Origin of the sequence: Variovorax sp. 350MFTsu5.1 (assembly GCF_048302515.1) — a bacterium.
GTDB lineage: Bacteria > Pseudomonadota > Gammaproteobacteria > Burkholderiales > Burkholderiaceae_C > Variovorax > Variovorax guangxiensis.
In genome coordinates this window covers 6603372-6617212 of sequence record NZ_CP157620.1, presented here as the reverse complement: position 1 = coordinate 6617212, position 13841 = coordinate 6603372, and the positions used below count along the sequence as shown (strand labels likewise).

Sequence of the window (13841 nt, the reverse complement as noted above, 5' to 3'; positions counted from 1 at the left end):
ACGAATCTCACAATTTGCTACGAATTCTGCGCTGAAGCCCTTGGGAGGGCAACGTTTTCGGGCTCCGGAGCCGCGTGTCGTCGCGGAATTGGCGAAAATAGCCACAACTTTCCCCCGATTTCATGGCCAAACGAAACATTCTGAGTTACCCGGACAAGCGCCTGCACACCGTGGCCAAGCCGGTGCAGGGCGTCGACGCGCGCATCAAGACGCTGGTCGCCGACATGCTGGAGACCATGTACGACGCCAACGGCATCGGCCTTGCCGCGACCCAGATCGACGTGCACGAGCGCCTCGTCGTCATCGACGTGTCCGAAGAGCGTAACCAGCCCATCGTGCTGATCAACCCCGAAATCACCTGGGCCAGCGAAGAAAAGGTCGTGAACGAGGAGGGCTGCCTCTCGGTGCCCGGCATCTACGACGGCGTGCTGCGCTCCACCTCGGTGAAGGTGCAGGCGCTCGACGAGAACGGCGAGACGCGCACCATCGAAGCCGAAGGCCTGCTGGCCGTGTGCATCCAGCACGAACTCGACCACCTGCTGGGCAAGGTGTTCGTCGAATACCTCTCCCCCCTGAAGCGCAACCGCATCAAGAGCAAGCTGCTGAAGCAGCAGCGCGAAGAAATGCGGGAGCGGGCTTGAACCCCATGAACGCAGGCCGGCGCTCCGGCTCCCTCGCGGCGCTGGCACTTCTCGCGGCCGCGAGCCTGGGGTTTCTTGCCGGCTGCGCCAGCGAACCCACCCGCATCCAGCCCGGCACCACCGCCGCCGACACCCTTCAGCGACTGGGCGCGCCCACTGGCCGCTATCCGCTCACGGGCGGCGGCGAGCGGCTGCAGTACTCGCGCATGCCGGCCGGCTTCGAGGTGGTCGATATCGACGTCGATTCTTCGGGCAAGGTGGTCTCGGTGACGCAGGTGCTCAGCGAGGCGCGCTTCGGCCAGGACATCAAGGTCAACCAGTGGCGCCAGAACGACGTGATGGCCTTCTACGGCCGGCCCTATGAGATCACCCGCGTCAGCTCCTTCGATGGCGCCGTCTGGACCTGGCGCTACAAGGCCGTGAACGAGCGCCGCATGCTGTACATCTACATCGACCCGACCGGCGTGGTCCGGCGCTACCACACGGGGGACGATCTCGAGTTCGATCGGATCCGGGATTGAGCCGCCTCAGAGTCGTCTTCGCGGGCACGCCCGAGTTCGCGCGCGTCGCGCTGGAGGCCATCGCCGCCGTCGGCCATGAGGTCGTGCTGGTGATGAGCCAGCCCGACCGCCCCGCCGGCCGCGGCATGAAGCTGCAGGCTTCTCCCGTCAAGCAGTGCGCAGTCGCCAACGGCTGGCCCGTGGCCCAGCCGCGCAGCCTGCGCCTGGACGGCAAGTACCCCGACGAGGCCTCCGCCGCGCGCGACACCCTGCTCGCGCTGAAGCCGGACGTGATGGTGGTCGCCGCCTACGGCCTGATCCTGCCGCAGTGGGTGCTCGACCTGCCGGCGCACGGCTGCCTGAACATCCATGCGAGCCTGCTGCCGCGCTGGCGCGGCGCGGCGCCGATCCACCGCGCCATCGAGGCGGGCGACGCACAGACCGGCATCACCATCATGCAGATGGACGCCGGCCTCGACACCGGCGACATGCTGCTGCGCGAGGCCGTCGACATCGGCACGGGCGACAACACCGCCCGCCTGCACGATCGCCTGGCCGAGCTCGGCGGAAAGATGATCGTCGAGGCGCTCGCGCGCATCGGCACGCTCACCCGCACGCCGCAGCCGGCCGAAGGCGTCACCTACGCCAGCAAGGTCGAGAAGCACGAGGCGCAGGTCGACTGGAGCCAGCCCGCCGACGCCATCGTGCGCCGCGTGCTGGCCTTCGACCCGTTCCCGGGCGCCAACAGCCCGCTCGACGGCGAGACCATCAAGCTCTGGGCGGCCCGCGCCGAAAAGGCCCCGGCGGGTTCTTCGGCCGCGCCGGGCACCATCCTGGCCGTCGACCCGGCCGGCGTCAAGGTGGCAGCGGCCGACGGATCGGCCGTCGTCCTCACTGAACTGCAGCGGCCCGGCGGCAAGCGCCTGCCTGTGACCGCCTTCCTGCACGGCTTCGACCTGAAGCCCGGGCAGGCGTTCGGCTGATGTTCCTCTCGCAAAGCATCCGCGGCCGCCCCGAATTCCGGGTCGGCGTGCGCGATATGACCCCTGTGGCGCTGGGCATCGGCGCCTGGGGGCTCATGACCGGGGTGGCCATGGTCAAGTCGAACATGAGCCTGATCGAGGCGGTGGCGATGACGCTCTTGGTCTACGCGGGTAGTTCGCAGCTGGCGGCCATTCCGCTGCTCTTCGCCGGGGCGCCGGCCTGGGTGATCCTGGCCACCGGCTTCTGCGTCAACCTGCGCTTCGTGGTGTTCAGCCTGCACCTGCGGCCCTACCTCATGCACATGCCGCGCTGGCGCCGCATGGTGCACGGCTACCTCACGGCCGACATGAGCTACGCGCTCTTCACCAAGAAGTACCCCAAGCCGCCGCTGACCGTGGCCGAGCAGCAGGCGCAGGAGGCCTACCTCACCGGCAACTACTTCGTCACCTGGTGCGCCTGGATGGGCATGAGCCTGGTGGGCATCGCGCTGGCCAACTTCATTCCCCAGACGTGGGGCCTGAGCTTCGCGGGCGTGCTGAGCCTGGTCGCCATCGTGTGCTCGATGGCCACGACGCGCCTGCGCGTGCTGGCCGCGCTGATCGCGGGCGCCACGGCGGTCGCTGCCTACGCGCTGCCGCTCAAGCTCAACATCGTGGTCGCCATCGGCGTGGCGGTGCTGCTGTGCTTCTGGCTCGAGAAGCAGCTCGGGCTCGACCCGAACGCGGAGGACGACAAGTGAGCGCCGCGGCCGCAACCACCGACTGGTGGACCATGGCCGTGATCGTCGGCCTGGCCCTGGTCACCGTGCTCACGCGCTGCTTCTTCTTCATCCTCGACCGGCCCTGGGGCCTGCCCGAGTGGGCGCACCGCGCGCTGCACTACGCGCCGGCCGCCGCGCTCGCGGGCGTGATCGCGCCCGAGATCGTCATGACGCAGGGCCACCTCATCACCACGCTGCACGACGCTCGCCTGTACGCGGCGGTGGTCGGCGCCGCGTACTTCTACTGGCGGCGCGGCGTGCTGGGCACGATGCTCGCGGGCATGGCGGTGTACCTGCCGCTGCACCTGGGGCTGGGCTGGTAGGCGATCAATCGAGTTTGACGCCGGCCGTCTTGATGATGTTGCCCCAGCGCTCGCTCTCCGCGCGAGACAGCCTGTAGAAGTCCTGCGGCGTTCCGGGCAGCGCCTCGAAGCCGAAGTCCGCGAACAGCTTGACCACCTTCGGCGCCTTCATCGCCTTGTGCAGTTCGGCGTTGAGCCGCGCCACCGCTTCCGGCGGCATGCCGGCCGGGCCGATCAGGCCGTGGAAGGCGTAGGCGTTGACGTCGGGGAAGCCGGCCTCGACGAAGGTCGGCACCTCGGGCAGGGCGCCCGCGCGCTGCGGCAGCGCAATGGCCAGCACCCGCACCTTGCCCGACTTGATGATCGGCAGGCCCGAGGCCAGGTCCAGCATCATCGTCGGCACCTGGCCGCCCATCACGTCGGTCATGGCCGGCGCGGCGCCCTTGTACGGCACGTGCGTGATCGTCAGCCCGGCCTTCTGCTTGAAGAGCTCCATCGCCATGTGGTGCGGCGATCCGTTGCCGGGCGAGGCGTAGCTCACCTTGTCGGGGTTGGCCTTCACGTAGCGCACGAACTCCGCCACGTTCTTCGCGGGGAAGTCCGGGTGCACCACCAGCGCCACCGGGAAGCGGCCGATGGTGCCGATGTAGGTGAAGTCGCTCGCGGGCTTGTAGGGCAGCCTGGCGAACATGTGCTCGTTGAAGAGCAGCGCGGCGTTCTCCGCCTGCATGATGGTGTAGCCGTCGGGCCTGGCCTGCATCATCACGCCCACGCCGATGTTGGTGGAGGCGCCCGGCCGGTTGTCGATGATGAGCGGCTGCCCCAGCGACGGCTGCATCGCCTCGGCCAGCGTGCGCGCGAGGTTGTCGGTGCCGCCGCCGGCCACGTAGGGCACGATCCACTTGATCGGCTGGGTGGGGTAGGCCGCCGGTTGTGCCGAGGCAGTGGCTGCGGTGGCCAGCGCGAAGGCCGAGGCCAGCAGGGGAAGAAGGAATCGCTTCATCGTCTCTTGTCTCCGTTGCTTGTTTTGAAATAGCTTCAGCTCACTCGCCGCGCAGGACCTGCCACAGCTCGCGGTCGCGCTCGGCGGTCCACACCACCGGGTGCTCGACGCCGCGCAGCTCGTCGTAGGCGCGCGAGACATCGAAGGGCAGCACGTGCTGGAACACGGGCCAGTCGCCGAAGCGCGGCGTCATCGCCGCCTCGGCGCGCGCGAAGCAGCCCTTGAGCGTTTCGCCGGCCGCGATGCCGGCCTTCACGCTTTCCAGCAGCGTCGAGAGGAATGCCTTGGTGAGGCCGATGGCCTCGGCGCACGCGGCCTCGTCCTGCAGCACCGCGCCGCGGCCGGGCACCAGCACGCGCGGCTTGAGTGCCGCCACTGCATCGAGCGTGCCGGCCCAGTCGCCGATGTAGGCGTCGCCCGCATACACGCCGCAGCGGTTCTCGACCACGTCGCCGGAAAAGAGCACGCCGCAGTCGGCCAGCCACGCGACCGCGTCGCCGCCCGAATGGCCGCGGCCCAGCGACATCAGCCGCAGCTCGCGGCCGCCGCCCAGCGGCAGCGTCATCTCGCGGTCGAAGACCTTCGTGGGCATGGTCAGGCCCGGTATCTCTTCCACGCCCGCGAACAGGCGCGGAAAGCGGCCGACCTCCGAGTCGAAGTCGGCCTGCCCGCGCGTGCGGATCCAGTAGAGCGTGCCGCTGCTCGCGACGATGTCGCGCACCTCGTCGAACGCGCTCGCGCCCATCACCCGCACCGCGTGGTAGTGCGTGAGCACGATGGTGCGGATGGGCTTGTCGGTCACCGTGCGGATGGCGGCCAGGAAGTCGCGCGCCATGCGCGGCGTGGGGCGGGTGTCGATCAGCACCACGTGGTCGTCGCCGACGACGAAGCCGCAATTGGGATCGAAGTCGCTGATGTAGCCGTAGGCGCCGGGGCCGAGCTCCTGCAGCCGGGGCTTCTGCTCGCGGGTGTCGGAGGCGGAGGCGAAGGAAACGCTCGTGGTCATGGGGTGTCGTGGTCCGTCGTCGTGGGTTCTTCTTCGGCCGCCGCACGGATGCAGGCGAGCAGCACGTCCTGGTCGGCGCACTGGTTGGCCAGCAGCAGCACGAGGCGGGCGTTGAGGTCGGCGCTCTGCGCCTCGCTGCGGCCCTCGTGGGCGGCGAGCAGTGCGGCGTAGAAGCCGTCGGGGTCGGGGATGCGGGGCTCGGTGATCATGGGTTGCGCTCGTTGGCGGCCAGTGCGGTGCGCACGGCGGTGGCGATGGCTTCGGGCGTGGCGCCCGGCAGCACGGCGGCCCGGTAGGCGTCGGGGCGCACGAGGACGAAGCTGCCTGCGTCGCCTGCGCCGAGATGGTTCGCGAGCTTCTCGTCGGCCTGCAGCGTGGGCAGACTGCTGTCGCCACCTACCGCCAGCAGGCGCAGCGGCAGCGACGCGATGGCATCGAGCGCCGCTCCTGCCTGCTGGCGTGTCGGCGCGAACCACAGGCCGATGCACTCGGTGCCTTCGGCCAGCAGCTGCATCAGCGTGGTCTCGCAGCCATCGGCCCAGCGCAGTGGCAGGTTCTGCACCGAGCGCGCGCCCTCTGGCAGCAGCGGTGCGGGCGGATAGTCGTTGGCGACCGACATGCGGCCGGTGTTCACCAGCGCCCGCGCGAACGGGTGGCGCGCCGCCAGCGCCACCACCGCGCGGCGCAGCGTGTGCTCGGCCGGCGAGCGCGGCGCGAGGAAGCGCGCCGAGCGGCTCGTGACCTGCAGGTTCTGCTTCGCGGCGGGCTGGCGCTCGGCGTCGTAGCTGTCGAGCAGCGCGTCGCCGGCCCTGCCCTGCGTGACGAGCGCGAGCTTCCAGCCCAGGTTGGCCGCGTCCTGGATGCCGCTGTTGCCGCCGCGCGCGCCGAAGGGGCTCACCACGTGCGCCGCGTCGCCGATGAAGAACACGCGGCCGTGGCGGAAGCTGTCGAGCAGGTGGTCTCGGTAGCCATAGGGGCCGATCCAGACGAACTCGAACTCCACGTCCGGCCCGAGTTGCTCGCGCAGCCGCGCGCCCGCCACTTCGGGTTTGCTGATGTAGGCGGTGTCGCAGTCCTCGGGCATCTGGTAGTCGATGCGCCACACGCCGTCGGCCATCAGGTGCTGCCACACGCCGCGGCCTTCGTTGAAGGGCGCGTCCACCCAGGTCCAGCGCTCGGTGGGCAGCGGCTTGCTGAAGCGCACGTCGCTGATGCACCAGCGGTCGGTGCTGCGCGAGGAGTGCGCGTCGATGCCCATCTGCGTGCGGATCGCGCTGTTGGCGCCGGTGGCGTCGATCAGCCGGTCGGCCTCGATGGTGTAGCTGCCTGCGGGCGTCTCGACTTCCAGCCGCACGCCGTCGGCCAACTGCTCCACGCGCGTGACGCGATTCTTCCAGCGCAGGTCGGTCAGCCCCAGCTCGACGATGCGGTCGACCAGGAACCACTCGACGTAGAACTGCTGCAGGTTGATGAAGGGCGGCTGCTTCGAAACGCTGTTGGCCTGCAGGTTGAAGTTGTAGACCTCGTGCTCGCCCGAGAAGGTGCGTCCGAACGACCAGGTGATGCCCTTGGCAGCGATGCGCTCGTAGATGCCCAGGCGCTCGAAGATCTCCAGGCTCTTCTGCGCGTAGCAGATGCCGCGCGACGACGCGCCGCGCACGCCGACGGTGTCGTCCTCGTCCAGCAGCACGGCGCGCACGCCGCGCTGCGCGAGGTCGCAGGCCAGCGTGAGGCCCGAGGGGCCGGCGCCGACGATCACGATGGGGTGGCGCGTGATGGCCTTGCTGCCCAGCTCGGGCGGTGGCGTGAAGGGCCAGACCGGCAGCTCGTAGGCCGGGGCGAAAGCGAAGTTTTCCATGGTGGCTCTGCGGCTACAGCGCGTGCGCGAACTCGGCGATGGCGTCCGCCGCCTTCGGAATCAGCTCCGGCTGCCCCGCCAGATAGTGGTTGCCGCCGACGATGTCGACGTTGCGGATGCGCGATCCGCCCGCCGCCATCCACGCGTCGCGCGTGCTCGGGAAGGTCGACTGGTCGCCGGTGTAGGTCAGCAGCAGCTTCGGCACCGTGGTGCGCGCGAGGTTGGTCGGACCGTCGGCCTGCGAGCGCGACGACCACTGCGAGAGAAAGGCCGTGAGCGAGGTGGTGCGCCCCATCGCATTGGCCGAGTAGTTCACCTGCCGCGCGTCGCCCCACACGCTGCCGGGCAGGCGGTCGTTGGGGTCGAGCGAGAGGTCCACGCAGCGCGGATCGGCATGCGTGCGGTAGACGATGAAGGTCTGGTCGCGCGGCGCGCCGGATGTGCCGCGCAGCAGCGCGAGTCGGTCGAGGCACCACTGCTCGATGCGATCGAGCCGCGCCTTCTGGGCGGCGCTGAAGCGCGCGAGAAAGTCGCGGTCGTAGGGCACGCGGTGGCGCGCGTCGTACATGTCGAGTTCGGGGTCGACCGAGAGCGGGTCGTGCTCGTCGGTGACCGAGGGGTCGATCCAGTCGCGCATCAGCCGCGTGCGGCCCAGGTGCGCGGCGCACAGGGCGATGCCGTCCACGGGCGGCAGGTCGTCGGGGTGCAGGTGCGTGAGGTCGCCGTCGGGCAGGTGCGTGGCGGTGAGCTTCTCGGCCTGCGCCTGGTAGAAGGCCGAAAGTGCCGCGCCGCCGGAGTTGCCGACGAGAAACACCTTTTCGTAGCCGGCGGCGCGCAGGTACTGCACGCCCGCGCCCAGGTCTTGAATGGCGCGCTCCATCAGCAGCACCGTGTCGTTGCCCACGAAGCGCGAGTTCAGGCCCATGCAGCAGATGCCGCGCTCGGCCAGCGGGCCGATGAGGTAGTGGCCCATGAAGTTGCTCGTAGGGTGCATCACGATGGCGGCGATCTTCTTCGGGCCCTGTGGCGCGCGGTAGGCGCCATAGATGCGCGGGCGCAGCAGCTGCAGGCCCGACTGGCTCTCCATGGCTGCGCCGGGCTTCACGTCGATGACGGCGAGTTGCAGCTCAGGCATTCGACGAGCCTTTCGTCGCGGCGGCGCGCAGGCCGGCCTTGCGCTCGGTCCATGCGTCGAGCTCGGCGCGCGCGCGCAGAGCGTGTGCGTCCATCTCCGACTGCGGCACGGTCGGCGTGGTCAGCTCCACGCGGATGCCGTTGGGGTCGAAGAAGTAGATCGATTCGATGATGTGGTGGTCGGTCACGCCCAGCACCTGCACGCCCGCGCCTTCGAGCCGCGCCTTGGCGGCCAGCAGGTCGGCCACCGAATCCACGCGCAGCGCGATGTGGTTCACCCACGAGGGCGTGTTGGGCGAGGGCAGCGCGGCGACGTCGTCGCCGAGGTCGAAGAAGGCGATGTACGAGCCGTCGCGCATCTGGAAGAAGATGTGCACGTAGGGGCAGTACTCGCCGGTGCTCGGCACGTGGTCGCTCTTGATGACGTGGGCCAGCGGCAGGCCCAGCAGGTCTTCGTAGAAACGGCGGGTTTCCTCGCTGTCGCGGCAGCGCCAGGCGAAGTGGTGCAGACCGCGCACGGGCGGCGGTGGGGTAGGCATGGCTCGTGTGTCTCCGGTGAGCCGGTATTGGGCGATGCCGCGTCTTATGATGCAATCGAAATTAATTCATCGATTGATGAAATAAACGTATATATGAACCTCACCCTGCGCCAGCTGCGCGCCTTCGCCGCCGTGGCCGAGAGCGGCAGCTTCACCGCCGCGGCGCAGCAGCTGCACCTCACGCAGTCGGCCTTGAGCGTGCTGGTGCGCGAGCTGGAGCGCGAGATGGGCGTGCAGCTGCTCGACCGCAACACGCGACGGGTTCAGCTGTCGGAAGCGGGGCGCGAGTTCCTGCCCTCGGTGCACCGGCTGCTGGGCGACTTGGCCGGCGCGGTGGCCGGCGTCACGGATTTGCGTGACAAGAAGAAAGGCTTGCTACGGCTTGCCGCGCCGCAGCTCATGGCCTGCACCTTGATGCCGCGCGTGATCGCCCTCTACCGCGAGCAGTACCCCGACGTGGACGTGCGCCTGGCCGACACCCTGCCCGAGCACCTGCTCGCGGGCGTGACGGCCGGCGACGTGGAACTGGCCGTGGGACAGGACGTGGCCGTCGACGACGCCGTCGAGCGCCGCACGCTGCTGCGCGACCGGCACTGGCTGATCTGCCCGCCCGGTCATGCCTTCGCCGGCCGCCGCAAGGTGCGCTGGCACGAGCTCGGCCCCTACACCTTCATCGCGCCCACGCGCGACTTCCGCCAGCGCGTGCTGCCCGAGCTGGCCCCCGCCGAGCGCGAGTACATGCTGCGCCCCGGCACGCAGGAGGTGTCGTATATGACCACCGCGCTGGGCATGGTCGCCTCGGGGCTGGGGCTGACCGTGTGCCCCACCTACTCGGCGCCGCTGGTGCGCGCCCACGGGCTGCAGATGGTGCGGCTGGAGTCGCCCGACTTCCATCGCGAGGTGTGCGTCTACAGCGCGGCGCGGCGGTCGCTGTCGCCTGCGGCCGCGAGCTTCGTGGAGGTTCTGGAAAGTTTCGCGCGCGAACAGCAGCAGAAAGACTGAGGAAAAGCATCAGCGCGCGGCAAGAGGCGCGTAGAGCCGGCGATGGGGCCAAAACTACAATGCAACCGATCCCCGTCTTCCAATCTTCTCCAGGTTTTCCCAATGAACGTCATTCGATTCACCGACCTCTGCGCGCAGGGCAAGGCCGCCGGCCAGCGCGTCTTCATCCGTGCCGACCTCAACGTGCCGCAGGACGACGCCGGCAACATCACCGAAGACACCCGCATCCGCGCCTCGGTGCCCTGCATCAAGCTGGCGCTGGACGCCGGCGCGGCCGTGATGGTCACCTCGCACCTGGGCCGCCCGACCGAGGGCGAGTTCAAGCCGGAAGACTCGCTGGCGCCCGTCGCCAGGCGCCTGGGCGAGCTGCTCGGCCGCGAAGTGCCGCTCGTCTCCAACTGGGTCGACGGCGTCGACGTGAAGCCCGGCCAGGTGGTGCTGCTTGAGAACTGCCGCGTCAACAAGGGCGAGAAGAAGAACGACGAAGGCCTGGCCCGCAAGCTGGCCGCGCTCACCGACATCTACGTGAACGACGCCTTCGGCACCGCGCACCGCGCCGAGGCCACCACCTACGGCATCGCGCAGTTCGCCAAGGTGGCCGCCGCCGGCCCGCTGCTGGCGGCCGAGATCGACGCCATCACCAAGGCGCTGGCGCAGCCCAAGCGCCCGCTGGTGGCCATCGTGGCGGGCTCGAAGGTGAGCACCAAGCTGACCATCCTGAAGAGCCTGTCGGCCAAGGTCGACCAGCTCATCGTGGGCGGCGGCATCGCCAACACCTTCATGCTGGCCGCGGGCCTGAAGATCGGCAAGTCGCTGGCCGAGCCCGATTTGGTCGACGAAGCCAAGGCGGTGATCGATGCCATGCGCGCGCGCGGCGCCGACGTGCCCATTCCGGTGGACGTGGTCACGGCCAAGACCTTCGCGGCCGACGCAGCCGCCACCGTCAAGGACGCGAGCGACGTGGCCGAGGACGACCTGATCCTCGACATCGGCCCGAAGACGGCTGCCCAGCTCGCCGCGCAGCTGCGCGAGGCCGGCACCATCGTCTGGAACGGCCCGGTGGGCGTGTTCGAGTTCGACGCCTTCGCGGGCGGCACCAAGGCCATCGCGCAGGCCATCGCCGAGAGCAGCGCGTTCTCGATCGCCGGGGGCGGCGACACGCTGGCGGCCATCGCCAAGTACGGCATCGAGAAGCAGGTCGGCTACATCTCCACCGGGGGCGGTGCCTTCCTGGAAGTGCTGGAAGGCAAGACCCTGCCGGCCTTCGAGATCCTGTCGAAGCGGGCTGCCGGCTGAACCGGCTCGGGCCGGTGGCCGGAGCTCATCGAGGAAAAACCCATGGGTGACTTCCGTCCGACACACAAACTGTATACAGTAGCGAATACAAAACGGAGACTACCCTCATGAGCACGGACCGCATTCCCCGCCACGCCACCAAGATCGTCGCCACCCTCGGTCCGGCGTCCAGTTCGCCCGACCTGCTGGAGAAGATGATCCAGGCCAAGGTCAGCGTGGTGCGGCTGAACTTCAGCCACGGTACGGCGCAGGACCACATCGACCGCGCCGCCATGGTGCGCGAAGCCGCCCGCAAGGCCGGCCGCGAGGTGGCCATCATGGCCGACCTGCAGGGCCCCAAGATCCGCGTGGGCAAGTTCGCGCAGGGCAAGGTCTGGCTCGAGCAGGGCGCCAAGTTCGTGCTCGACGCCTCGCGTACCGAGCCCGGCGACGCCGATGCCGTGGGCCTCGACTACAAGGACCTGCCGCGCGACGTGAAGCCCGGCGACAGGCTGCTGCTGAACGACGGCCTCATCGTGCTGACCGTCGACGCCGTCAAGGGCGAGGCGGTGCACACCACCGTGAAGCTCGGTGGCGAGCTGTCGAACAACAAGGGCATCAACAAGCAGGGCGGCGGCCTCACCGCGCCCGCGCTGACGGCCAAGGACATGGAAGACATCAAGACCGCGATGAGCTTCCAGGCCGACTACGTGGCCGTGAGCTTCCCCAAGAACGCCACCGACATGGAAATGGCCCGCCAGCTGTGCAACGTGGCCGCCGCCGAATACGGCCACAAGCCCGGCATGATCGCCAAGATCGAGCGCGCCGAGGCCATTCCGAAGCTCGAAGAGATCCTGCGCGCCAGCGACGGCATCATGGTCGCGCGCGGCGACCTCGCGGTCGAGGTGGGCAACGCGGCGGTGCCCGCGCTGCAGAAGAAGATGATCCGCATGGCGCGTGAGATGGACAAGGTGGTCATCACCGCGACCCAGATGATGGAGTCGATGATCACCAACCCCGTGCCCACCCGCGCCGAGGTGAGCGACGTGGCCAACGCCGTGCTCGACGGCACCGATGCCGTCATGCTCTCGGCCGAGACTGCCTCGGGCCGCTACCCGCTCGAGACCGTGCAGGAGATGAGCCGCATCTGCGAGGCCGCCGAAGCCGCCGAAGACAAGCAGCTCGACGCCGACTTCAGCGGCCAGAACTACAGCCGCATCGACCAGTCGATCGCCATGGGCGCGCTCTTCACCGCCCACCACCTGGGCGCCAAGGCCATCGTGGCGCTCACCGAGTCGGGCTCCACGCCGCTGTGGATGAGCCGCCACCGCGCGCACATACCCATGTACGCGCTGACCTCGCGCCTGGCCACGCAGCGCAAGATGGCGCTCTACCGCAACGTGCGCCCGCTGCTCATGGACTCGGAAAGCGACCGCGACACCGCGCTGCTGCAGGCCGAGAACCACCTGAAGAAGCGCGGCATCGTGCAAAGCGGCGACGTCTACGCCATCACCTGCGGCGAGCCGATGGGTGCCCCCGGCGGCACCAACATGCTCAAGATCTGCAGGGCGAGCTAGGCACTCCCCCAGGCTTCGCGCACTTCGTGTCGCTGCGCCAACCCCCTCGCCGGGGGCAACACCTGCGGCCCGGCAGAGCCGGTTCCGCGGTGTTCCTGGGACTCAACCGTTCCTGAAGAGGAAGCTGTAGGCGTTCAGCGCCGGCACGCCGCCCAGGTGCGCATACAGCACCTTCGAGCCCGCCGGGAATTCGCCCAGGCGCACCTTCTCGATCATCCCGTGCATCGACTTGCCCTCGTACACGGGGTCGGTCAGCATGGCTTCGAAACGCGCGCTCAGGCGGATGGCTTCGAGCGTGCCCTCGTTGGGCAGGCCGTACTCGGGGCCGCCGAAGCGGCGGTCGAGCACGATGTCCTTCTCGGTGATGTCGCGGCCCAGCTCCACCAGTTCGGCCGTGTTCTTCGCGATGCGCAGGATCTGGTCGAAGGTCTGCTGCGGCTTGGCCGAGGCGTCGATGCCGATCACGCGGTCGGCGCGGCCGTCGGCCGCGAAGCCCACCACCATGCCGGCCTGGGTACTGCCCGTCACCGAGCACACCACGATGTAGTCGAACTTGAAGCCCAGCTCGGCCTCCTGCTGGCGCACTTCCTCGGCGAAGCCGACGAAGCCCAGGCCGCCGCGCGGATGCTCGGAGCAGCCCGCCGGAATCGGAAACGGCTTGCCGCCAGCCTTGCGAACGCTCTCCATGGCGTCCTCCCAGCTCTTGCGGATGCCGATGTCGAAGCCGGCTGCGTCCAGGCGCACGTCGGCGCCCATGATGCGTGACATCTCGATGTTGCCGACCCGGTCGTACACCGCGTCGGAATAGTTGACCCAGTTCTCCTGCACCAGCACGCACTTCATGCCGAGGTGCGCCGCCACCGCCGCCACCTGGCGCGTCTGGTTCGACTGGATGCCGCCGATGGACACCAGCGTGTCGTAGCCGCCCTCGATCGCCTCGGGAATCAGGTACTCGAGCTTGCGCGTCTTGTTGCCGCCGAAGGCCAGGCCGCTGTTGCAGTCCTCGCGCTTGGCATAGAGATCGACCTTGCCGCCCAGGTGCGCGCTCAGCCGCTTCAGCGGCTGGATCGGCGTGGGGCCGAAGGTCAGCGGGTGACGGGGAAACTTCTTGAGGTTCATCGCAGCGGTTCCAGGAAGGAGGTGGTGGGAGGTGGTGAAGGCCCTCATCGTAGAAACAATGCCGCGCAACGTGCTTGCGAAGTTTTGTGGATTCGTCAGAGAAAAATATGCATTATCGAAAAAAGTAAAACTTTCATTCCG

At 68.8% G+C, this 13841-nt stretch carries 15 protein-coding genes; 8 read left to right on the top strand and 7 right to left on the bottom strand.

What is annotated here, in order from left to right; all coding sequences use genetic code 11:
- Window positions 1–122: 122 nt before the first annotated feature.
- Genes def through ABL843_RS30220 form a run of 5 tightly spaced genes read left to right on the top strand, consistent with a single transcriptional unit; the run spans window position 123 to window position 3208 of the window.
- Complete coding sequence (def, locus tag ABL843_RS30240; protein ID WP_126021118.1) at window positions 123–641, top strand: peptide deformylase; 519 nt, start codon at window positions 123–125, stop codon at window positions 639–641.
- A gap of 5 nt (window positions 642–646) precedes the next feature.
- On the top strand, window positions 647–1162 hold the full coding sequence (locus ABL843_RS30235) for a hypothetical protein (protein ID WP_369662506.1): 516 nt from the start codon (window positions 647–649) through the stop codon (window positions 1160–1162).
- Complete coding sequence (gene fmt, locus ABL843_RS30230) at window positions 1159–2124, top strand: methionyl-tRNA formyltransferase (RefSeq protein ID WP_418118430.1); 966 nt, start codon at window positions 1159–1161, stop codon at window positions 2122–2124. The genes ABL843_RS30235 and fmt overlap by 4 nt, the downstream gene beginning before the upstream one ends.
- Window positions 2124–2864 carry an AzlC family ABC transporter permease gene (locus ABL843_RS30225; protein WP_184639450.1) on the top strand — a complete coding sequence of 247 codons (741 nt, stop codon included), beginning with the start codon at window positions 2124–2126 and terminating at the stop codon, window positions 2862–2864. Before fmt ends, ABL843_RS30225 begins: the two co-directional genes overlap by 1 nt.
- Before the next feature lie 32 nt (window positions 2865–2896).
- Window positions 2897–3208, top strand: a complete 312-nt coding sequence (locus ABL843_RS30220) for an AzlD domain-containing protein (protein ID WP_126021278.1) — start codon at window positions 2897–2899, stop codon at window positions 3206–3208.
- A 4-nt stretch (window positions 3209–3212) separates the two neighbouring features.
- Here ABL843_RS30220 and ABL843_RS30215 read toward each other — a convergent pair whose 3' ends face one another.
- From ABL843_RS30215 to ABL843_RS30190, 6 genes are read right to left on the bottom strand one after another with little or no spacing between them, the layout of a single operon-like run.
- Window positions 3213–4190 (bottom strand): Bug family tripartite tricarboxylate transporter substrate binding protein, encoded by a 978-nt coding sequence (locus ABL843_RS30215; protein WP_418118429.1) that lies wholly within the window; start codon window positions 4188–4190, stop codon window positions 3213–3215.
- Between the two features lie 40 nt (window positions 4191–4230).
- Window positions 4231–5196: an MBL fold metallo-hydrolase gene (locus ABL843_RS30210; protein WP_184639453.1), complete on the bottom strand. Its 966-nt coding sequence runs from the start codon at window positions 5194–5196 to the stop codon at window positions 4231–4233.
- The gene (locus ABL843_RS30205; RefSeq protein ID WP_019653909.1) at window positions 5193–5405 is read right to left on the bottom strand and encodes a DUF2783 domain-containing protein; all 213 of its coding nucleotides are present in this window, start codon (window positions 5403–5405) and stop codon (window positions 5193–5195) included. Before ABL843_RS30205 ends, ABL843_RS30210 begins: the two co-directional genes overlap by 4 nt.
- Complete coding sequence (locus ABL843_RS30200) at window positions 5402–7054, bottom strand: FAD-dependent oxidoreductase (RefSeq protein WP_418118428.1); 1653 nt, start codon at window positions 7052–7054, stop codon at window positions 5402–5404. The genes ABL843_RS30205 and ABL843_RS30200 overlap by 4 nt, the downstream gene beginning before the upstream one ends.
- 13 nt (window positions 7055–7067) lie before the next feature.
- On the bottom strand, window positions 7068–8189 hold the full coding sequence (locus ABL843_RS30195) for an alpha/beta hydrolase family protein (RefSeq protein ID WP_418118427.1): 1122 nt from the start codon (window positions 8187–8189) through the stop codon (window positions 7068–7070).
- Window positions 8182–8727 carry a VOC family protein gene (locus ABL843_RS30190; protein ID WP_418118426.1) on the bottom strand — a complete coding sequence of 182 codons (546 nt, stop codon included), beginning with the start codon at window positions 8725–8727 and terminating at the stop codon, window positions 8182–8184. Before ABL843_RS30190 ends, ABL843_RS30195 begins: the two co-directional genes overlap by 8 nt.
- Before the next feature lie 93 nt (window positions 8728–8820).
- Between ABL843_RS30190 and ABL843_RS30185 the strand changes: the two genes are divergently transcribed.
- The 3 genes from ABL843_RS30185 (at window position 8821) to pyk (ending at window position 12581) form a co-directional block, all read left to right on the top strand.
- Window positions 8821–9729 carry a LysR family transcriptional regulator gene (locus tag ABL843_RS30185; protein WP_184639463.1) on the top strand — a complete coding sequence of 303 codons (909 nt, stop codon included), beginning with the start codon at window positions 8821–8823 and terminating at the stop codon, window positions 9727–9729.
- A 102-nt stretch (window positions 9730–9831) separates the two neighbouring features.
- Window positions 9832–11025, top strand: coding sequence for a phosphoglycerate kinase (locus ABL843_RS30180; protein WP_418118425.1), 1194 nt, complete (start codon window positions 9832–9834; stop codon window positions 11023–11025).
- Between the two features lie 107 nt (window positions 11026–11132).
- On the top strand, window positions 11133–12581 hold the full coding sequence (pyk, locus tag ABL843_RS30175) for a pyruvate kinase (protein WP_126021133.1): 1449 nt from the start codon (window positions 11133–11135) through the stop codon (window positions 12579–12581).
- 102 nt (window positions 12582–12683) lie between these two features.
- Here pyk and ABL843_RS30170 read toward each other — a convergent pair whose 3' ends face one another.
- Complete coding sequence (locus ABL843_RS30170) at window positions 12684–13700, bottom strand: 1-aminocyclopropane-1-carboxylate deaminase (RefSeq protein WP_126021135.1); 1017 nt, start codon at window positions 13698–13700, stop codon at window positions 12684–12686.
- Between the last annotated feature and the right edge of the window lie 141 nt (window positions 13701–13841).